Source organism: Brevundimonas denitrificans, from assembly GCF_030160755.1.
Taxonomy (GTDB): domain Bacteria; phylum Pseudomonadota; class Alphaproteobacteria; order Caulobacterales; family Caulobacteraceae; genus Brevundimonas; species Brevundimonas denitrificans.
Genome location: NZ_BSOY01000063.1, coordinates 1 through 18,753, shown reverse-complemented (window position 1 = coordinate 18,753; position 18,753 = coordinate 1). Strand labels below are relative to the sequence as shown.

Here is an 18,753-nt window from a genome sequence, read left to right as displayed (position 1 = left end):
GCCCGGGCCCGCGCCAGCTGGCGCCCGACGGCGGCCCAGTCGCCGGGACGCGGCCCGCGCAGACCGTGAAGCTCCAGCGCCCGCGCCCGATCCGCCAGCGTCCGCTCATCCAGACCCAGCCGGACCAGCGGGTGTTTGAGCAAGGCCAGCAGGGTCGCGCCGCTGAAGGGCTCGCCGACCAGATCCGCCATCAGCGACAGCAGCACCCCCACGGGCGTGATCGCCAGGGGCGCTCCCGCCGAGGAATCGGCTTCCAGCCCCCACCGCGACAGGCGCGCCTGGACCCGGCGGGCGAACAGGGGATCGGGGGTGACCGACCAGGGCGGTGGTCTTGCCCGGCGTCTCCAGCGCCTCGCGCATCAGCACGGCGGCGACGGTGGTCGCCTCCTCCTCGGCGCGGGCGGACACGACGGTCAGACCGGCCATCCCCTCGACGACCGGGTCGCCGGGCTCCCGCGCCATGGCGTCGATGGTGTTGCGCCAGTCGGCCGTCGCCCTGGGCGGCGTCAGCGCTTCGGCGATCAGGCGCCGTCTGGGCGACGGCGCAGGACCGGCGGACCCGCCCCAGACGGCGACGCGGTCGCGGGCGACGTCATGACGGTCGAGCAGCCGCTTCAGCGCGCCCTGGGGATGCTGCTCATCCACGGCGTCCCAGGCGTCGACCGACAGGTCCAGATCCAGTCCCGGCAGGACGACGCAGCCCTGCGGCGCGCGCGCGGCCGCGCCGATGACGGCGGCGGCGGCGGGAGCCGTGCCGGTCGATCCCGCCACGATGAGGGGCTGGGTCGGCGGTCGGGCGTCCCACGTCTCAGCCAGACGACGCAGCAGGGCGGTGCGCCGCGCGGCGGGGTCCATCAGGCCGAGTTCGGCCAGACGCGCGGGCCATTGTTCGACCGCGATGGCGAGGAAGGCGGCGGAGTCGATCCAGTGCTGGGCCAGGTCCGCGCCGCCGAGTTCGGCGACACGTCCCATATCCGGGACTTCTTCGATCTGACAGGAGTCGAGGAAGGCGCCGAGGGCGTCGGCCATCTCCAGCGCATGCAGGGGCGAGGCCGCCGCGCGGGGATCATGGGCCGCGACCATCCGCGCCATCTCAAACCGGCGGGCCAGCGGGCTGATGGCGGGAAGCAGGTCGAGGCCGATGTCGCCCGGCGCGAACGGCGGTTCGTCCTCTTCCAGATCGCCCAGGGGCCGGACCTGGGGCAGCAGGATGGGGCGACCGCCGGCCCGTTTCGTCAGGGCGGCGGTGAAGGCCCGCGCCGCGCGGCGGTTGGGCAACAGGATGACGGCGTCGGACAGCGTCTCCGGCGGATGCTCTCCCAGCCAGTCGAGCACGCCGGCGGCGAGGTCGTCGAGAAACGGCCGCTGCGCCTCGATCGCATACCAGCGCGGCCCCGGCGCGGCGAAGGGATCGAAGCGGGCGGTCATGTTCCGGCCAGTTTGGCCTCGGCCGCATCCCGCGCTTCAGGATCGCCGACGTGCATCCAGTCGCCGTCCAGCACGCAGCCGTACAGCCGGCCCGCCGCCGCCGAACGACGCCACAATCCGCTCAGGGAGAAGGGGCCTTCGGGGCCGTCGGCGACATAGTCGGGGCGGCAGATGTGGACGCCCATATAGGCGAACGGCGCTTCGGGCGCGTCGCCCCGGAAGGTCAAGCGGCCGTCGTCGGCGAGGAAGAAATCGCCGCCGCCCTCGAAGCCGATCGAGCCTTCGCGTCGCGCGAGAAGAAGCGCCGCATCCATGATTGACGGATTCCACAGGCGCGCGAGTTGATTCAGGGCGCTGTCGCCGCGGGCGCCGTTGTCGGTCCAGACGCTGTCGATATTGGCCACGAAGACCGGGTCCGACCCGAGTAGCGCCGCCGCCTTCTTCAGGCCGCCGCCCGTTTCCAGCAGTTCGGCGCGCTCATCGGAGATGAGGATTTCCGGCCCGTCGGCCCGCGCAGCGAGGTGCGATTCCAGCCGCTCGGCGAACCAGTGGACATTGACGACGGCCCGCTCGACGCCCGACTCGCCCAATCGGCGAAGCACATGGTCGATCAAGGCCTGTCCGGCGACCTCGACCAGGGCCTTGGGCCGGTCGTCGGTCAGGGGCCGCATCCGCGTGCCGAGGCCGGCGGCGAGGACCATGGCGGTGGTGGGGGCGGTCATCGGCGATCCGACTCTGGAACGTGGCGGTCGAACCAGCCGGCGACGGGTTCGAGCCCCGGCGTCTTCAGGTTGGCGTTCAGATGGGCCCACATGCGCGGCATGAAGGCGCGGTAGCGCGGCTTGCCGTCGCGCACGATCAGCCGGGCGAAGACGCCGAGGATGCGCGCCTCGTTGAGCGCGGCCAGACCGGCGTAGTCGCGCAGGAAGGCCTCGCGGTCCGTGGCCGGGCGCAGGGCGAAATAATGGTCCAGGGCGCGGGCCTCCAGGGCGGGCGGCACCTCGCGGCGGGCGTCCTGCAGAAGGGAGTGCAGGTCCCAGGAAGGATGGGCCCGCACCGCGTCCTGGAAATCGATCAGCCCGACGCCGGCGGCGCCCGGGCGGTGCGGCAGGCGGATCAGGTTCTCGGCGTGATAGTCGCGATGGGCCATGACGGTGGCCCCGGCCGCGCCGCGGGCCGCGATCGGCGCCCAGGCGGCGCGCCATTCGTCGATGGCGGCCTGGTCGAAGGCCAGCGATGGATTCAGCCTCGGCATCCATTCAACGAACAGGTCGGCCCCGCCCTGGAGCGCGGTTTCGTCATAGAGCAGCAGCGGCCAGTCCCCGGCGGGGCCGGTCAGGACGTCCGGCGCAGGGGCTTCGTGCAGGGCCGCAAGGGCTTCGACGGCGGCGAGGTAGAGCGGCTCTTCCGGCGCGCCGGCCGCGATGGCCCGCGCGAACAGATCGTCGCCGAAATCCTCCAGAACGGCCAGGCCCGCCACGGCGTCGACGGCGATGATCTCGGGCGCCGACAGGCCGAGCGACCTGAGATGGTCGGCGACGGCCGCGAAGGCCTCGATGCGCCCGGCCGACAGACGGGCGACGGCGTTCCAGCCCGATGCATGGCGCTGGGCCGGGGTCCATGCGGGGTCACAGGATCGGGACTCCGCCGCGGGCGGCTGGTCCATCAGCATCAGGGTCGCGCCGGACGAGGTGGTCAGACGCTCATAGCGGCGCGTGGAGGCGTCGCCGGCCAGCGGCGTGCGCACGGCGTCGGCGAGGCCGGCCTTTCTCAGGAAGTCGAGGCGTTGGAGTTCGCGGTCAGACATGCAGATCCTTCAGCTTGGCTTCCCACGCCCCTGCGCCAGAAACGGTCGCAAGCCGGCCCTCGCCCTGTTCGGCCAGGGTCACGGTCAGACGGTCCGGCCCCAGCCAGGCCGCCGGATCGTCGCCCAGCCGCTCGGGCCATTCAATCACGGCGCACCCCTCGTCGAGCGCCTCGTCCAGCCCGATCTCCGCCGCCTCCTCGGGGCGGGTCAGGCGGTAGAGGTCGAAATGGGCCACCGGCGGCGCGCTCTCATAGAACTGCACGAGGGTGAAGGTCGGCGAGGGGACGTCCTCGTCGGGCCGGGTCATGGCCCGGATCAGCCCCCGCGCCAGGGTCGACTTGCCCATGCCCAGCGGGCCGTACAGCAGCACCGCCTCGCCCGGCGCGAGCCGCGGCGCGATGGCCGCGCCCAGACGGGTCGTGGCCCCGGCGTCTTCCAGCATCCACTCGCGGCTCATGCGAAGTCGGCGTCCGGCTGGCTGGGCAGGACCCGTTCGGTGAAGGCCTTCAGCCCGTAGGTCGCCTTGACCGAGTCGATGTCGAGCCGCGAGGGCGGGATCGGCTTGCCCACCTTGAGCTGGAACGCCGTCTTCTTCTTGTTCAGCAGTTCGTGGAACAGGGTGATGTCGCGCAGCTCCTGCGACACCCGGTCGAACAGGTGGAAGAGGGTGGAGTTGGGCCCCGCGACATGGACCGGCACCACCGGGGCTCCGTATTTGCGCGCCAGCGAGGCCGCCGTCGGGGCCCATTCCGGATCGGTCACCGAGCCGTCCGGCGCGACCCGGGCCAGCCGCCCGGCCGGGAACATGACCACGCAGCGCTCGGCCTCGAAGGCCTCCTTCGCCGCCAGCAGGGTGGCGCGGGTCTTTTCGCGGGTGCGTTTGGCCACGACCCATTCGACCGGAATCACGGCTTCGCCGAGCCGCGGCGAGACCCTGAGAGCATCGGCGTTGGCGAAGAAGACGGCGTCGGCGCGCCGGGCGCGGATGGCGTCGAACACGGCGATCCCGTCGGCGATGCCGGTCGGGTGGTTGGCCACGATGATGCAACGCCCATCGACCGGAATCCGCTCGGGATTCATCACCGCGACGCGCAGGTCCATCAGGTCGCTCATATAGTCGAGCGCCTCCGCGCCGGTCAGCGGCCGGACCGCGTCCGCCATCTGCACCGCGGCGCGATAGTTGAGCAGCTTGTAGAGGACCGGCCGGATGACCGGCCAGACCAGCGACCGGGTCAAACGCGGCGCGCGCTCGGCGATCAGCACGTCGCAGATGTGCGGTTCGCGACGGGTCGGCGTGAGGGCGACGGTCTCTGTCATTCGCCCCGGTTGTCGCCGCTTGCGGCGCGCACGGCAAGCCGCTTGGCGGCCGCGACCGCCGTGTTAAGTCTGGCCTCTCAATCAGGGGGCGGGGCGAATGACGATGCGGATGGGACTTCTGGCCGGCGCGGCGGCCCTGGCGCTGGCGATGAGCGGCGCGGCCCTTGCCCAGACTCCGCCGGCCGAGGCCGGTCCGGTGGTCGCCCCGACGGCGGCCGGGGGGCTCAGCCCCGATCAGCTGGCCATGATGGAGCGGGTCGCGGATCCCCGTCTGTCCCCCGACGGCCGCCGGGTCCTCTACACCGTCCGCGCCACCGACTGGGCCGGCAACCGGGGGGTCGGCTCGGCCTGGGTGATCGAACGGGAGGGCCCGCCGCGACGGCTCGCGGCGTCCGACGGCGGCGTCGCCAGCGCGCGCTGGGCCCCGGACGGCCAGTCGATCTATTTCCTCTCCTCGCGCGGCGGCTCCAGCCAGGTCTGGCGCATGGACCGCGAGGGCCAGGCCGCGGTGCAGGTCACGACCCTGCCCGTCGATGTCACCGCCTTCCGCCTCACCCCCGACGGCCGGACGCTGGTCGTGGCCCTGGCGGTGTTCGTCGACTGCCCCGACCTCGCCTGCACGCGGGATCGGCTCAAGGCCCAGGCCGCCTCGGTCTCGACCGTGCGGACCTATGATCGCCTGCCGCTGCGACCCTGGGACAGCTGGCACGACGGTCGCCGCAATCACCTGTTCGCCCTGCCGCTGAACGGGTCCGGACTGGCCGCCGGCGAGGCGCGCGATCTGATGCGCGGGGTCGATGGCGACACGCCGTCGCGGCCGCAGGGCGACGACAGCGAGTTCGTCATCTCGCCGGACGGCCGCCGCATCGTCTTCTCGACCCAGATGCAGGGCCGGACGGAAGCCTTCACCAATGACCTCGACCTCTACAGCGCCTCGATCGACGGCGGCTCCGCGGTCAATCTGACGGACGCCAATCCGGCTCCGGACACCAATGCGGCCTTCTCGCCGGACGGACGGCGGCTGGCCTGGCTGGCGGGGCGGCGCGAGAACGTGTTCGGCGACCAGGCGATGATCATGGTCGGCAATGTCGACGGCTCGGACGCCCGCGCCCTGACGCCGGACTGGGACCGCGGTCCCGGCGCCCTGCGCTGGCGCTCGGACGGGCGGGCCCTCTACGCCGTCGCCGCCGAGAACGGCCAGCAGAAGCTGTTCGAGATCGACGCCCGCACCGGCGCCGTCCGCGCCGTCACCGACGAAGGCACGGTCTCGGCCTTTGACGAGGCCGGCGGCCGGCTGATCCTGTCGCACGAAGGCTTCGGCGGCCCGGCGCAGATCGTCGACGCCTCGGGCGAGGCGCCGCGCGCCCTGACCGACCACAACGCCGCCGTCCTGGCCGGAACCGACCTGCCCGAGGGCGAGGCGTTCACCTTCCCCGGCTGGAACGGCGAGGCCGTGCAGGGCTGGGTGTTCAAACCCGCGGGCTATGTCGAGGGGCGGCGCTATCCGGCCGTCTATCTGATCCACGGCGGGCCGAAATCGCCCTGGACCGACGGCTGGAGCTATCGCTGGAACCCGCAGATCTACACCGGCGCCGGCTATGCGGTGGTGATGGTCAATTTCCACGGCTCGCCGGGCTTCGGCCAGGCCTTCACCGACGCCATCAACGACCACTGGGGCGACCGGCCGCTGGAGGATCTGCAGAAGGGGTGGGAGTCCGCCCTGGCCGCCAACGCCTTCATCGACGGCGACCGGGCCTGCGCGCTGGGCGCCTCCTACGGCGGCTATATGGTCAATCTGATCGCCGGCAAGTGGAACGGGCCGTGGCGCTGTCTGGTCAACCACGCCGGGGTGTTCGACGTCGGCCAGCTGATGAACGCCATGGACATCGCCACCTTCATCGCCGAGTTCGGCGGGCCCTCGTGGGAGCGGGCCGACCTCTATCGGGAATTCAGCCCAAACACCTGGGTCGGCGACTGGTCGAAGCCCATGCTCGTCCTGCACGGCTCGCGCGACTTCCGGGTCCCGGTCGAACAGGGGCTGGGAACCTTCTCGGCCCTGCAGCGGCGCGGGATCGAAAGCCGCTTCGTCCATGTGCCGGACGAGAACCACTGGGTGCTCAAGCCGCGCAACTGGGTCGACTGGCAGCAGGAGATTCTGGACTGGACCGCCGGCCATACCGGCCCGGCCCCCGCGCCCTGAACGCCTTCCGCCCGGGGTCGGGCGGTGCTACGCCAGCGCCCTGATCCGCGTCTTCGTCACCAGGAACCTGCTCATGCGTCACCGTTCCCTGCTCACCGGCGCCTGCGCCGCCTTCGTCCTGCTGGCCGCCGTTCCGGCTTTGGCCGAGACGCCGCCGGCGGTGGTCGCCGAAGCCCCGGCCGCCGCGGCCCAGGAGCTCAATGCCTTCACCTGGCAGGACATGATCGCCCTCAACAGGCTCGGCGATCCCCAGGTGTCTCCGGACGGGCGTTGGGTCGTCTATTCGGTCACCGCCACCGATGTCGACGCCAACCGCCGCTCGGGCGCCCTGTTCATGATGGACCTGAACGCGCCGGGCGAGCCGATGCGGCTGGCCATCAACGAGGGCGGCGCCAACACCGCCCGCTGGGGCTCGGACGGCAAGCTCTACTTCCTCTCGGGGCGCTCGGGCACGAGCCAGGTCTGGCGCGCCGCCGCCGACGGGACCGGCCCGGTCCAGGTCACCAACCTGCCGCTGGACGTGAACGCCTACCGCCTCAGCCCCGACGCCTCGAAGGTGGTCGTGTCGCTGGCGGTCTTCCCCGACTGCGCCGACCTGGCCTGCACCGTCGACCGCGCGAAAGCCGTCGCCGACGACCCCGCGACCGGCCAGGTCTATGACCGGATGTTCGTGCGCCACTGGGACACCTGGAACGACGGGACCCAGAACCATCTGTTCGTGGTCAACGCCGACGGCTCGGGCGAGCCGGTGATGGTCACGCGCGGCTTCGACGGCGACACGCCTTCCAAGCCCTTCGGCGACGAGAGCGAATTCACCTTTGCCCCCGACGGCCAGTCGATCGTCTTCTCGGCGCGACTGGCGGGCCGGTCCGAGCCGTGGAGCACCAATTTCGACCTCTGGCGCACCAATGGCCTGAGCGGCGACGGGACGTTCGAGAACCTGACCGACGGCAATGACGCCTGGGACACCGGCCCGGTCTTCTCGCCGGACGGGCGGACGATGGCCTATCGCGCCATGGCCCGGCCGGGCTTCGAGGCCGACAAATACGCCATCTTCCTGCGCGACATGGCCACCGGCCAGGTTCGCCAGATCGCGGCCAACTGGGACCGGTCGGCCGACACCCTGCAATGGTCGCGCGACGGGCGGACGCTCTACACCACCGCCGGCGACGTCGGTCAGACCCGGTTGTTCGCCGTCGACGTGACCAGCGGCTCGGTCGTGCCGGTCACCGGCGAGGGCCATGTCTCGGCCTTCCAGCAGACGCCGTCCGGCTTCGTCTTCGCCCAGGACACCCTGACCCGGCCCAGCGAGCTGTTCGTGAAGACGTTCCGCGGCCGCGAGATGCCGCGCCGGATCACCGATGTGAACCCGTCGCTGGACGCCGAGACCTTCGGCGAGCCGGAACAGTTCAGCTTCCCCGGCTGGAACGGCGAGACCGTGCACGGCTATGTCATCAAGCCGGCCGGCTATGTAGAGGGGCGGCAATATCCGGTCGCCTTCCTGATCCACGGCGGCCCGCAGGGCTCGTTCGGCAACAGCTGGTCGTACCGCTGGAACGCCTCGACCTACGCCGGGGCCGGCTATGCGGTGGTGATGATCGATTTCCACGGCTCGACCGGCTACGGCCAGGCCTTCACCGACGCGATCAGCCAGCACTGGGGCGACCGCCCGCTGGAAGACCTGCAGAAGGGCTGGGCCTTCGCCCAGGAACGCTATCCCTTCCTCGACGGCGACAACGCCTGCGCCCTGGGCGCCTCCTACGGCGGCTATATGGTCAACTGGATCGCCGGCAACTGGCCGGGCGAGTTCAAATGCCTGGTCAACCACGACGGCGTCTTCGACACCTTCGGCATGGGCTATTCGACCGAGGAGCTGTGGTTCACCGAATGGGAGAACGGCGGCACCCCCTACGACAACCCGCGCGCCTACCAGGAATTCAATCCGGCCAACCATGTGCGGAACTGGCGTGACCCGATGCTGGTGGTCCAGGGCGAGCTCGACTACCGCATCCCGACCGCCCAGGGCCTGTCGACCTTCACCGCCCTGCAGCGCCGCGGCATCGAGAGCCGGCTGGTGGTCTTCCCCAATGAGAACCACTGGGTGCTCCGGCCCGCCAACAGCCGCCAGTGGCACACCGAGGTGTTCGGCTGGCTGGACAAGTATCTGACCCCGGCCGAGTAGTTCCGGGCCGGATCGGCGATCGACAGGGGGCGCGTCCGGCGACGGGCGCGCCCTTCTCGTTGCGGCCGATGGCGCCAACTGCCACGTTCGCGCGTTGTCAGGGGTTCGACGGAGTTCCGGTTTGCCCAACCCCTTGAAAGACAATCCGAACTGGCTGGTCGTGCGCGACCGGGCCCTGGTCCCGGCCGGCGCCTGGGCGCGCCAGCGGCGGGACTGGGTCGTCGCCAACGATCCGGTCTATGGCGGGCTGCGCCGTCCGGGTCGGCCCGAGGCGATCGCCCTCGGGGGGACCTTCCTGCTCCTCGCCCTGTTCGTCCTCTTCCTCGCCCTGTTCCAGTGGAACTGGCTGCGCGGTCCGATCGGCGACTGGGCCTCGGCGAGATACGACCGCGAGATCGAGCTCAACGGCGACCTCGACGTCAATCTGTTCAGCATGACACCCTCCGCGCAGGTGCGGGGCCTGCGCGTCGGCGGCCCCGACTGGGCGCTCGAGGAGGACACGCTGAAGGTCGCCGACCTCCAGGCTTCCATCCGGCTGGGCGCCCTGCTGGCCGGCCGGATCGAGATGCCGAGCCTGATCATCACCAAGCCTGAAGTGGTGCTGATCGCCACCGAGGACGGGCGTCTGAGCTGGGTGCTCGATCCCGACAAGGCCGACGACCAGGGTATGAAGATCCCGCTGATCAATCATCTGGTCATCCGCGACGGCACGCTGAGTCTGGATGAGCAGAAGCGCGACATGACGCTGAAGGCGACGGTTTCGGCGCGGGAGGGCACGGACGGAGAGGCCGGTTTCCACCTCGACGGACGGGGCACGATGAACGGCACCCCCTTGCGGCTCGAAGTCCGCGGCGGCCCCTTCATCAACATCCGGCGCGACCGGCCCTACGCCTTCAAGGCGGAACTGTCGGGCGTCGGCTCGACCCTGATCGCCGACGGCTCGATCACCCGGCCCTTCGATCTCGGCCAGTTCACGGCCACGCTCAGCCTGCAGGGCCGGGACATGGCGGACCTTTATCTCCTGACCGGCATCACCACCCCCAACACCCCGCCCTATCGGTTGAGCGGGACGTTGAGGCGGGACGATACGCTTTTCACCTTCAACGACTTCTCGGGCCGGGTCGGCACGTCGGATCTGTCCGGCGACCTGACGGTCGACAAGGCCGGCGACCGCCGCCGGGTCGATGCGGATCTCCGGTCCAGTCTGCTGGATATCGACGACCTGTCCGCCGTGCTCGGCGGAACGCCTCGGGTCACGGCCTCCGGCGACACGGTGACGACCTCGGGCGCCGGCGCCAAACTGCTGCCGACCGCCCCGCTGAACGTCGAACGGCTGCGCGTCATGGACGGCACGCTGCGCTACCGCGCCGCGCGGGTGAAGCGCAACGAGCTGGACATCCGCCAGGTCGACCTGGGCGCCGACCTGAAGGACGGCGTTCTCAGCCTCGATCCGGTGTCCTTCGACTTCAACCGTGGCTCGCTGAACGGGACCGCCCGCATCAACGCCAGCCGCGACACGCCCTATACGACCGCCGACTTCCGCCTGAGGGGCTATCCGCTGGAATCGATCATACCGGCCCGTGACGGCGCGCCCGTCGTGACCGGAAGTGCGCTCGGCCGCGCCAGGCTCGAGGGTCCCGGGGCCTCGGTTCATGATTTCGCCGCCAACTCCAGCGGCACGATCAGCCTGGTCGTGCCGCAGGGCCGGATGCGTGCGGCCTTCGCCGAACTGTTGGGCATCAATGTCACCGCCGGCCTCGGCAAGCTGTTGTCCGGCGACACCGGAACATCAGAGATCCGCTGCGCGGTCGCCGACTTCACGGTGAGGCGCGGCGTGGCGACGGCGCGCACCTTCGTCATCGACACCACGCCGGTTCTGGCCAAGGGGACCGGGACCATCAACCTCGGCGCCGAGACGATGAATCTGCGTATCGACGGCGAGACCAAACAGCCGCGCCTGATCCGCCTCTGGTCGCCGATCACCGTCGTCGGCCCCCTGACCGCCCCGAAGGTCGGCATCGAGGGCGGCGCAGTGGCCGGACAGCTCGGCATCGGCGCGGCGCTGGGCGCCCTGATCAACCCCCTGGTCGCCCTTCTGCCGTTCGTCGATCCGGGACTGGCGGAGGACGCCAACTGCGGGGCGCTGATCTCGTCCGCGCGATAGGTTGAGCCCAAAGCGCGTTCCGTGCGTATCTTGGGGCCTGTCGATCCATTCGCCCTCAAGGACCGCATGACCCGAAGAGGCCTCTTCGCCCCCGCGCTCGGACTGCTCGCCGCCGCCTGCTCGCCGCTGGCCATGCTGAATACGTTCGGGCCGCGCGATGGCGGCGTGCGCCGCGCCGCCCGCGACATCGCCTATGGCGACGACCCGCGCCAGATGATGGACGTCTTCGTGCCCACCACGGTCCCGGAGCGGCCATGGCCCGTGCTGGTGCTCTTCTACGGCGGCGGCTGGGACAGCGGCGACAAGACCCACTACGCCTGGGCCGCGCAGGCGCTGGCGGCGCGCGGCTTCGTGGTCGCCCTGCCGGACTACCGGCTGGTCCCCCAGGTGCATTTCCCGGCCTTCGTCGAGGACGCGGCCCTGGCGACGGCCCGGGTCGGCGAGATCGCCGGCCAGTACGGCGCCGATCCGGCCCGGCTGGGCGTGATCGGCCAGTCGGCGGGCGCCCACCTGGCCCTGATGATCACCCTCGACCGGCGCTATATGGCCGCCGCCGGCGCGCCCGGCCTGATCAAGGCGGCCGTCGGCCTGGCGGGCCCTTATGACTTCCTGCCGTTCGACGTCCCCGCCTCGGTCAACGCCTTCGGGCGCGTCGCCGACCCGACCCTGACCCAGCCCGTCACCTTCGCCCGGGCCGACGCTCCGCCGCTGTGGCTGGGGCACGGGACGGCCGACGTCATCGTCCACGCCGAGGACACCACCATCCTGTGCGAGCGGATGCGGTCGGTCGGCGGCCGCTGCGAGAGCAAACTCTATCCCGGCCTGAACCACGCCGACCTGATCTCGACCTTCTCGCCCCTGTTCCGCAAGAAGGCGCCGGTGCTGGACGACGCCACGGCCTTCCTGCGACGCGAGCTGGGCTGACGTCAGAAGGCGTCAGTAGGCCCCGCCCGCGCGCGCGGGCAGGGTGGCGGGATGGGGAGACAGCGCATGCGAACTCTGGCCGTTCTCGCAGTGGCGACGCTGACGCTGGCGGGGGCCGGGCCGGTGGTCAGCCAGACCCCGACCCTCGATCAGGCGCTGCGCCGCGCCCGCGAGGCGACGCCCCTGCCGCTTGCGCTCGCGCGCGATCAGGCCGACTGGCGGGCCGGTCACGCCGAGCTGCCGGAGGGTGTGGACCCGGCGAACGATATCCGGTCCCGGATCGCGGAACTGGTCGCCCAGGCCGAACGGGACGAACGACTCGGCGCCATGGTCTTCCCCGAACCGCCGGCGCTCGGCCGCGAATGCGTCGCCACAGGCCTCAAGGGCTGCAGCTCCCCCATGGGCGGCTATCTGGCGCTCGATGAGGCCCGCCTGCAGTGGCAGGTCCAGGAGGGCTATACCGACGAGAACGGAATCTCCGGAGGGATCGTCTTCTTCGGCGACGCCGGGGCCGCACGGATGGGGCCGACGGCGCCGATCGCCTGGAGTTTCGACGGCGCCCGCTTCGACGCGCCCGTCCTGCTGAGCGGCCCGGAGTTCAACGGGGCGGCCTATATCGCCGTGCCCGGCATTCACGCGGGTTCAGGCGGCGGCAACGCCGACGTCCTGTTCCGCTGGGACGCCCCCGACAGCCGTCGCCTGACCCAGATCGACACCTGGAGCTGGCGCGACAGCCTCGACGGGCAACTGCCCGAGGGCCTGGAAATCTGGCAGGGCGTGCGGTTCGACTGGCCCAATATGATGGCCTTCACCCCATTATGGCAGCCGGGCGACGGCAATTGTTGCGGCACGGGCGGTACGGCCATTCTGTCCTTCGAGATCGAGGGCGATCGACTGGTGCTCAGCAACGTCTCAGTGCGCGACGCGCTCATGGAGGCTGCCAGCCGCATCGACACGGAGGTGTTCGACTATGTCGGGCGATGGATCGGCTGCGCCCACTGGGGCGGCGAGGAACCCTATGACGCCGCGCGCGGCACGGAAATCGCCCGCGTAATCGCAGAACTGGATTGCGCGGCCCTGACGGCCGACGGGGCGGCCCTGAGACGCAATTACGCCGAAGACCCCCGCACCCTCGCGCTGATCGACCGGGCGGAGGCGTCGCGGGACTAAGCTGCGCCGTCTCGCCAAGGTCACGTTCTTCCGCTAGACGAGGCCATGACAGAAACGATGACAGCACAGGCGGCGCTGGACCGCCTCGAAACCCTCTACAGCCAATCCGTCTCCAACCTGCGCACCGCGGTGGGGACATTCCTGCGGACCGGCGAACGCGCCGATCCGGAAGCGCGGGCCAAAGGCCTGTTCTCCTATCCGGAGCTCAGGGTCAGCTGGTTCGGCGACCGGCCCCAGAACCTCGCCACCCGCGCCTACGCCCGCCTGTCGCGGCCCGGCGTCTATTCGACCACCATCACCCGCCCCGACCTGTTCCGCCCCTATCTGACGGAGCAGCTGAGCCTGCTGGAGGCCGACTACGGCGCCACCTTCGACGTCGGGCCGTCGGAGCAGGAGATACCGTTTCCCTATGTGATGGACGGCTCGGACGTGGCGCTGGACCGCAGCCAGACGGCCGCCGTCGCCCGCTATTTCCCGACCACGGACCTGGCGCACATCGGCGACGAAATCTCCGACGGCATGTTCGACCTGACCAGGGCCTTCCCGCTGGCCCAGTTCGACGGCCTGCGCACCGACTTCTCGCTGGCCCGCCTGCGCCACTACACCGGCACCCCGGTCGAGGACGTGCAGAGCTACATCCTGTTCACCAACTACAACCGCTACGTCGACGAGTTCGTGCGCTGGGCCTGCGCCCAGCTGCAGGACCCGAACAGCGCCTATGACAAACTGGTCTGCGCCGGCGGCATCGTCATCACCCGCGACACGCCCAATCCCGAGGCGGCGGTCATGGATGCGGCCTGGAAGAAGCACCAGATGCCGGCCTATCACCTGACCGCGCCGGGCTGGGCCGGCATCACCCTGGTCAACATCGGCGTCGGTCCGTCCAACGCCAAGACCATCTGCGATCACCTCGCCGTCACCCGGCCCCACGCCTGGATGATGATCGGTCACTGCGGCGGCCTGCGCCCCTCACAGAGCATCGGCGACTACGTCCTCGCCCACGCCTATCTGCGCGATGACCATGTGCTCGACGCGGTGCTGCCGCCGGACATTCCGATCCCCTCGATCGCCGAGGTCCAGCGCGCCCTGTATGACGCCGCCAAGATCGTCTCCGGCGCGCCGGGCGAGGAGGTCAAGCGGCGGCTGCGCACCGGCACGGTGGTCACCACCGACGACCGGAACTGGGAGCTGCGCTATTCAAAGTCGGCGCTGAGGTTCAACCAGAGCCGGGCCGTGGCCATCGACATGGAGTCCGCCACCATCGCGGCCCAGGGCTACCGCTTCCGCGTGCCCTACGGCACCCTGCTGTGCGTCTCGGACAAGCCCCTGCACGGCGAGATCAAACTGCCGGGCCAGGCCAACCGCTTCTATGAGGGGTCGATCTCGGAGCATCTCCAGATCGGCATCCACGCCATCGACCTGCTGCGCGCCGAGGGCTCCCGCCTGCACTCGCGCAAGCTCCGCGCCTTCGACGAGCCGCCGTTCAGGTAGATTTCTTCAGACGCTTCGCATTGTCCACGGCGGTCTTGTGGATCGGGCGCATCGCGTCGGCCTGGCCTTTCAGCATGGCGCTGTTCAGGGTCAGCATCTGCGCCGCCGCCCGGCTCCACCAGCCGACCGCGTAGCTGTACTGCGCCTGCATCGCCGCCGCCGGGGTCGCGGCGGCGGCGATCGACGCGGCGGCCTTCGAGGCGTGGCCCGCCTCGGTCATGACGCCGGAGCCCAGACGGCCGCCGATGTCGCCGAACGTCTTGGCCATGGCCGAGGCGGAGGCTGACAGGGCCTCCACCTTTTCCGAGCTCATCAGCGAGATTTCCTTCAGGTCGGCCTTGCGCGGATCGACCATGCCCGCGGCCATGATCTCCAGCCGGGCGTTGATGACGTCGCCCGCGGCCTTGAGCATCTCGCCGCCGGACAGGGCTGTGTTGGCCGCCCGCGCGCCGTCGCGGGTCAGGCGGCGGCCGGTCTTGATGGCTTTGTCGAACTGGGTCATGGCCCATGCCTTGGGCTGGTTTCAGACCTCGGGCAAGACCTCGTTGGCGAAGTCGGCGACATCCTTGAGCAGGGCGGGAACCGCCGCGGCGATGATGGTGCGCCCATGCTCCGGGCTGGCCAGGGCGGGGTCCGAGCCGATCCGGCCGTCCGGGAAGCGCGCGCGATAGTCCAGGGCGTCGCGGATCGGGCCCGTGGGCGCGATCTGCGGGCTGTAGTCCGCCGTCTTGATGTGGTCGGGATAGGCGGCCTGCGTCACGGCGATCTCGGACGGGGTGGCGTGCATGCCGTGCCCCTTGGGAAACAGCTGGTTGCACAGGCTGTGGACCCCCGGCAGGTCCCACCAGTTCTTCAGCTTGAGCACGAAGGGCGGCTGCTCCTCGACGAAGCTCCACTCCGCGTAGATTTCCGCGAAGGTCGCCTCGATGGTGGCGACATTGCCGCCGTGGCCGTTGAGGAAATAGATCCGCTCGAAGCCGTGCCGGCTCAGCGACGACACCCAGTCGGTGATCGCGGCCATGAAGGTCGATGGGCGGAGGGAGATGGTGCCGGCGAAGGCGAGGTGATGCTGGGCCATGCCGATGTTGAAGGTCGGGGCCACGACCAGGCTCCCGTCCTGCTTCTCGGCCGCATGGGCGATGATCTCGGGGCACATCCAGTCGGTGCCCAGCAGGCCGGTCGGGCCGTGCTGTTCGTTGGAGCCGATCGGCACGACCACGGTCTTCGTGGTCTTCAGGCGGGCGTCGATCTCGGGCCAGGACGACAGATGGATCAGCATGGTGGGGACTCCGGTACGATTTGCGCGCGGTCTAGGCCGATTGGCGGCCGGGGCCAACCTTCAGCGGGCGAAGGCCCTGAGGAAGCGGCGGGCGGCCTCGGCGGCGCGGGCCTCGAGGTCGAATACTGGCTGGGCCACGCCCAGGACGCCGCGCAGGTGGCCGTGGCCCAGCACCATGCCCGAGAACATCTCGGCCGCGGCGTCGGGGTCGGGAACGGAGACCAGGCCGAGCCGGTCCTGTTCGGCCAGCCAGGCCGACAGCCGCCGCAGCCCCTCCGCCGGGCCCGCCTGATAGATGGCGTCGGCCAGCTCCGGCATCTCGGGCGACATGAGGGCCACGCCGCGCATCGAGGCGCCGGCCTCGGCCCGGCACAGCTTGTCCAGCAGGCCGGCGGCGAGCGCGGTCAGCACCGTCTCGGGGTCGCCCCCGGCGCGCAGCGGGGCGCTGATGGCGTCGGACCGGCGGGCGGCCAGCGCCCGGCCGATCTCCAGCTTGTTGGGAAAGCGATTGTACAGCGTCTGGCGCGACACCCCGGCCCGGCGTGCGATGGCCTCCATTGAGGCCAGGGCGCCCTTCTCCCCGAACAGCGCGAGGGCTGCGTCGAGGATGGCCTCGGTCTTGGTCTCGTCGATCTGTCCGGCCGCGCGCGACATCAGTGCGCCTCCACCGGCGGCGCCCCGGCCGGCGCCTTCACCGGGCGCGACAGCAGGGTGACGAAGGCCGCGAAGGCGCAGGCGATGGCCAGCATGGCGAAGGCGTCGCCGAACGCGAGAGTCGTCGCCTGCCGTTGCAGCATTCCATACACCGCCTTCATCGCCGACCCGGCCGGATCGATCGAGCCCGCGAACCGCGCCTGCATCCCCGCCAGCATGGCCTGCATGCCCGCGCTCGTCACGGGGATGTTCTGGGTCAATTCGCTCATGTGCAGGGCGGTGTTCTGCGTCAGGGAGGTGTTGAGGATGGCCAGCCCGAAGGCGCCGCCGACGTTGCGGCTCAGATTGACCAGGCCGGAGGCGTTCTTGACCATCTCCGGCGGCAGGGTCGACATCGTCACCTGCTGGGCCGCGATCATGGCCAGCATGACGCCGCAGCCGCGCACCGCCTGCACGCCTGCGAACTCCCAGAAGCCCCAGTCGGCCGTGACCAGCCGCGCGTCCCACATGCCCCAGGCGCACATCATGAAGCCGCCGAACATCAGCAGCCGCAGATCGACGGTGCGCACCAGCCGCCCGGCGAAGGGGGCGGTCAGGAACATGGCCAGGCCCGAGACCACCATGGTCGTCCCCACCTCCGAGGCCGAATAGTCGCGCACCCGGCCGAGGAACAGGGGCAGCAGGAAGGTGCCGCCGAACAGGGCCGCCCCGACGGTGAAGGTCATCACCACCCCGACCAGGAAGTTGCGGTTGGCGAAGGCGCGCAGTTCGACGATCGGATTGCGGTAGGTCAGCGAGCGCCAGATGAAGGCCGGCCCCGTGATCGTGGCGACCACGGCCAGCAGCAGGATCATGTCGTCGGCGAACCAGTCGTTCTTCGACCCCTCCTCCAGCACGAACTGCAGGCTCATCAGGAAGGTCGCCATCAGCCCCAGCCCGGCCCAGTCGAAGCCCCTGGCCAGCGACGGATCGCCCTTGTCGAAATCGGCGTAGCGGCCGACCAGGAACAGAACCAGCATCCCCGGGACGACGTTGATGAAGAACAGCCAGCGCCAGCTGAGCCATTCGGTCAGATGCCCGCCCAGCGTCGGGCCGACGGTCGGCGCCAGGGTCACGATCAATCCCATGACGATGCTGGCCGTGACACGCTTTTCGGGCGGGAAGGCGGTGAAGGCCACGGCGAAGACGGTCGGGATCATGGCCCCGCCGACGAAGCCCTGCAGGGCCCGGAAGAAGATCATCGCCTCGATCGAGGACGACATGCCGGTGGCCAGGCTCATGAGCAGGAAGCCGGCGCAGGAGACGAGGAAGACCTTCTGCGTCCCCCACAGCCGCGACAGATAGCCCGACAGGGGGATCATCACGACCTCGGGGATCAGATAGGCGGTCTGGATCCAGCTGATCTCGTCGGCCGAGGCGCCGACCCCGGCCTGGATCTGCGGCAGGGAGGAGGCGACGATCTGGATGTCGAGGATGGCCATGAACTGGCCGATCACCATCCCGGCGAAGCCGAGCAGCAGGACGGTCCAGTTGACCTCGGGCGCCGGGGCGGGCGCGGCGGCCTCGATCGTCGGGGCGGCGGCGGTCACCGGACCGCGGCCACGACGGGTCCGGTCGCGGCCTCGGCGAAATTCAGCCCGCCGCGGCTCTTCAGATCGACCTTGACCTCGACCGAGAGGCCGGGCCGCAGGGCGGCCGCGCCCGCGCGGTCGACGCGGATGCGCACCGGAACGCGCTGGGTGATGCGGGTGAAATTGCCGGTGGCGTTCTCGACCGGGATGAGGGCGAATTCGGAGCCGGTGGCCGGGGCGAAGCTGTCGATGTGGCCGGTCAGCCGCTCGCCCGGGAAGGCGTCGGCGCTGATCTCGACGGTCTGGCCGAGGCGCAGGCGGTCGAGCTGGGTTTCCTTGAAATTCGCGACCACATAGGCGTGGCCCAGCGGCACGATGGACAGGATCTGGCCGCCGGGCCGCACATATTGTCCGACGCGCACGCCGCGGGCGCCGACCACGCCGCCGACCGGGGCGCGGATGACGGTGCGGTCCAGGGCGATGCGGGCCTGTTCGACCTGGGCGCGGGCGACGTCGACCGCGGCCAGGCTCTGGCTGCGGGTCGAGCCCAGCACCCCGGCGGTGCG

The 18,753-nt window shown here is 70.6% G+C and carries 16 protein-coding genes; 6 read left to right on the top strand and 10 right to left on the bottom strand.

Annotation, left to right across the window (positions count from 1 at the left end; all coding sequences use genetic code 11):
- Positions 1 to 105 precede the first annotated feature (105 nt).
- Genes QQJ79_RS12370 through QQJ79_RS12350 form a run of 5 tightly spaced genes read right to left on the bottom strand, consistent with a single transcriptional unit; the run spans position 106 to position 4,552 of the window.
- A complete protein-coding gene (locus QQJ79_RS12370; protein WP_284223235.1) occupies positions 106 to 1,428 on the bottom strand; it encodes a PD-(D/E)XK nuclease family protein in 1,323 nt (440 codons plus the stop codon).
- Positions 1,425 to 2,150, bottom strand: coding sequence for an N-acetylmuramate alpha-1-phosphate uridylyltransferase MurU (murU, locus tag QQJ79_RS12365; RefSeq protein ID WP_284223234.1), 726 nt, complete (start codon positions 2,148 to 2,150; stop codon positions 1,425 to 1,427). Before murU ends, QQJ79_RS12370 begins: the two co-directional genes overlap by 4 nt.
- Positions 2,147 to 3,235, bottom strand: coding sequence for an N-acetylmuramate/N-acetylglucosamine kinase AmgK (amgK, locus tag QQJ79_RS12360; RefSeq protein WP_284223233.1), 1,089 nt, complete (start codon positions 3,233 to 3,235; stop codon positions 2,147 to 2,149). Before amgK ends, murU begins: the two co-directional genes overlap by 4 nt.
- Positions 3,228 to 3,692, bottom strand: a complete 465-nt coding sequence (gene tsaE / locus QQJ79_RS12355) for a tRNA (adenosine(37)-N6)-threonylcarbamoyltransferase complex ATPase subunit type 1 TsaE (protein WP_284223232.1) — start codon at positions 3,690 to 3,692, stop codon at positions 3,228 to 3,230. The genes amgK and tsaE overlap by 8 nt, the downstream gene beginning before the upstream one ends.
- Positions 3,689 to 4,552 (bottom strand): GNAT family N-acetyltransferase, encoded by an 864-nt coding sequence (locus QQJ79_RS12350; RefSeq protein ID WP_284223231.1) that lies wholly within the window; start codon positions 4,550 to 4,552, stop codon positions 3,689 to 3,691. The genes tsaE and QQJ79_RS12350 overlap by 4 nt, the downstream gene beginning before the upstream one ends.
- A 97-nt stretch (positions 4,553 to 4,649) precedes the next feature.
- Here QQJ79_RS12350 and QQJ79_RS12345 point away from each other — a divergent pair, with 97 nt between their 5' ends.
- The 6 genes from QQJ79_RS12345 (at position 4,650) to QQJ79_RS12320 (ending at position 14,683) form a co-directional block, all read left to right on the top strand.
- Positions 4,650 to 6,752: a S9 family peptidase gene (locus tag QQJ79_RS12345; protein ID WP_284223230.1), complete on the top strand. Its 2,103-nt coding sequence runs from the start codon at positions 4,650 to 4,652 to the stop codon at positions 6,750 to 6,752.
- Between the two features lie 73 nt (positions 6,753 to 6,825).
- The gene (locus QQJ79_RS12340) at positions 6,826 to 8,934 is read left to right on the top strand and encodes a S9 family peptidase (RefSeq protein WP_284223229.1); all 2,109 of its coding nucleotides are present in this window, start codon (positions 6,826 to 6,828) and stop codon (positions 8,932 to 8,934) included.
- Between the two features lie 121 nt (positions 8,935 to 9,055).
- Positions 9,056 to 11,098 carry an AsmA family protein gene (locus QQJ79_RS12335; RefSeq protein ID WP_284223228.1) on the top strand — a complete coding sequence of 681 codons (2,043 nt, stop codon included), beginning with the start codon at positions 9,056 to 9,058 and terminating at the stop codon, positions 11,096 to 11,098.
- Between the two features lie 66 nt (positions 11,099 to 11,164).
- Positions 11,165 to 12,022 carry an alpha/beta hydrolase gene (locus QQJ79_RS12330; protein WP_284223227.1) on the top strand — a complete coding sequence of 286 codons (858 nt, stop codon included), beginning with the start codon at positions 11,165 to 11,167 and terminating at the stop codon, positions 12,020 to 12,022.
- A gap of 66 nt (positions 12,023 to 12,088) precedes the next feature.
- Complete coding sequence (locus QQJ79_RS12325; RefSeq protein WP_284223226.1) at positions 12,089 to 13,192, top strand: hypothetical protein; 1,104 nt, start codon at positions 12,089 to 12,091, stop codon at positions 13,190 to 13,192.
- Between the two features lie 45 nt (positions 13,193 to 13,237).
- Entirely contained in the window at positions 13,238 to 14,683 is a 1,446-nt protein-coding gene (locus tag QQJ79_RS12320; protein WP_284223225.1) for an AMP nucleosidase, read from the top strand.
- Here QQJ79_RS12320 and QQJ79_RS12315 read toward each other — a convergent pair.
- The 5 genes from QQJ79_RS12315 to QQJ79_RS12295 form a co-directional block, all read right to left on the bottom strand.
- Entirely contained in the window at positions 14,676 to 15,185 is a 510-nt protein-coding gene (locus QQJ79_RS12315; protein ID WP_284223224.1) for a phasin family protein, read from the bottom strand. The two genes, QQJ79_RS12320 and QQJ79_RS12315, sit on opposite strands and share 8 nt — an antisense overlap.
- A gap of 21 nt (positions 15,186 to 15,206) precedes the next feature.
- On the bottom strand, positions 15,207 to 15,962 hold the full coding sequence (locus QQJ79_RS12310; protein ID WP_284223223.1) for a creatininase family protein: 756 nt from the start codon (positions 15,960 to 15,962) through the stop codon (positions 15,207 to 15,209).
- A 60-nt stretch (positions 15,963 to 16,022) separates the two neighbouring features.
- On the bottom strand, positions 16,023 to 16,616 hold the full coding sequence (locus tag QQJ79_RS12305) for a TetR/AcrR family transcriptional regulator (RefSeq protein ID WP_284223222.1): 594 nt from the start codon (positions 16,614 to 16,616) through the stop codon (positions 16,023 to 16,025).
- Positions 16,616 to 18,205: a DHA2 family efflux MFS transporter permease subunit gene (locus QQJ79_RS12300; RefSeq protein WP_284223221.1), complete on the bottom strand. Its 1,590-nt coding sequence runs from the start codon at positions 18,203 to 18,205 to the stop codon at positions 16,616 to 16,618. The genes QQJ79_RS12305 and QQJ79_RS12300 overlap by 1 nt, the downstream gene beginning before the upstream one ends.
- Positions 18,202 to 18,753, bottom strand: a 552-nt coding sequence (locus tag QQJ79_RS12295) for an HlyD family secretion protein (protein ID WP_284223220.1), incomplete at its 5' end; no start/stop codon positions are given. The genes QQJ79_RS12300 and QQJ79_RS12295, both read right to left, overlap by 4 nt.

What these genes read in the sequence shown, in the direction of transcription:
- QQJ79_RS12320 (WP_284223225.1), top strand. Translation starts at nt 13,238, where the DNA reads ATGACAGAAACGATGACAGCACAGGCGGCGCTGGACCGCCTCGAAACC.
- QQJ79_RS12325 (WP_284223226.1), top strand. Translation starts at nt 12,089, where the DNA reads ATGCGAACTCTGGCCGTTCTCGCAGTGGCGACGCTGACGCTGGCGGGG.
- amgK (WP_284223233.1), bottom strand. Translation starts at nt 3,235, where the DNA reads ATGTCTGACCGCGAACTCCAACGCCTCGACTTCCTGAGAAAGGCCGGC.
- QQJ79_RS12315 (WP_284223224.1), bottom strand. Translation starts at nt 15,185, where the DNA reads ATGACCCAGTTCGACAAAGCCATCAAGACCGGCCGCCGCCTGACCCGC.
- QQJ79_RS12345 (WP_284223230.1), top strand. Translation starts at nt 4,650, where the DNA reads ATGACGATGCGGATGGGACTTCTGGCCGGCGCGGCGGCCCTGGCGCTG.
- QQJ79_RS12310 (WP_284223223.1), bottom strand. Translation starts at nt 15,962, where the DNA reads ATGCTGATCCATCTGTCGTCCTGGCCCGAGATCGACGCCCGCCTGAAG.
- QQJ79_RS12330 (WP_284223227.1), top strand. Translation starts at nt 11,165, where the DNA reads ATGACCCGAAGAGGCCTCTTCGCCCCCGCGCTCGGACTGCTCGCCGCC.
- QQJ79_RS12340 (WP_284223229.1), top strand. Translation starts at nt 6,826, where the DNA reads ATGCGTCACCGTTCCCTGCTCACCGGCGCCTGCGCCGCCTTCGTCCTG.
- QQJ79_RS12350 (WP_284223231.1), bottom strand. Translation starts at nt 4,552, where the DNA reads ATGACAGAGACCGTCGCCCTCACGCCGACCCGTCGCGAACCGCACATC.
- QQJ79_RS12305 (WP_284223222.1), bottom strand. Translation starts at nt 16,616, where the DNA reads ATGTCGCGCGCGGCCGGACAGATCGACGAGACCAAGACCGAGGCCATC.
- murU (WP_284223234.1), bottom strand. Translation starts at nt 2,150, where the DNA reads ATGACCGCCCCCACCACCGCCATGGTCCTCGCCGCCGGCCTCGGCACG.
- QQJ79_RS12370 (WP_284223235.1), bottom strand. Translation starts at nt 1,428, where the DNA reads ATGACCGCCCGCTTCGATCCCTTCGCCGCGCCGGGGCCGCGCTGGTAT.
- tsaE (WP_284223232.1), bottom strand. Translation starts at nt 3,692, where the DNA reads ATGAGCCGCGAGTGGATGCTGGAAGACGCCGGGGCCACGACCCGTCTG.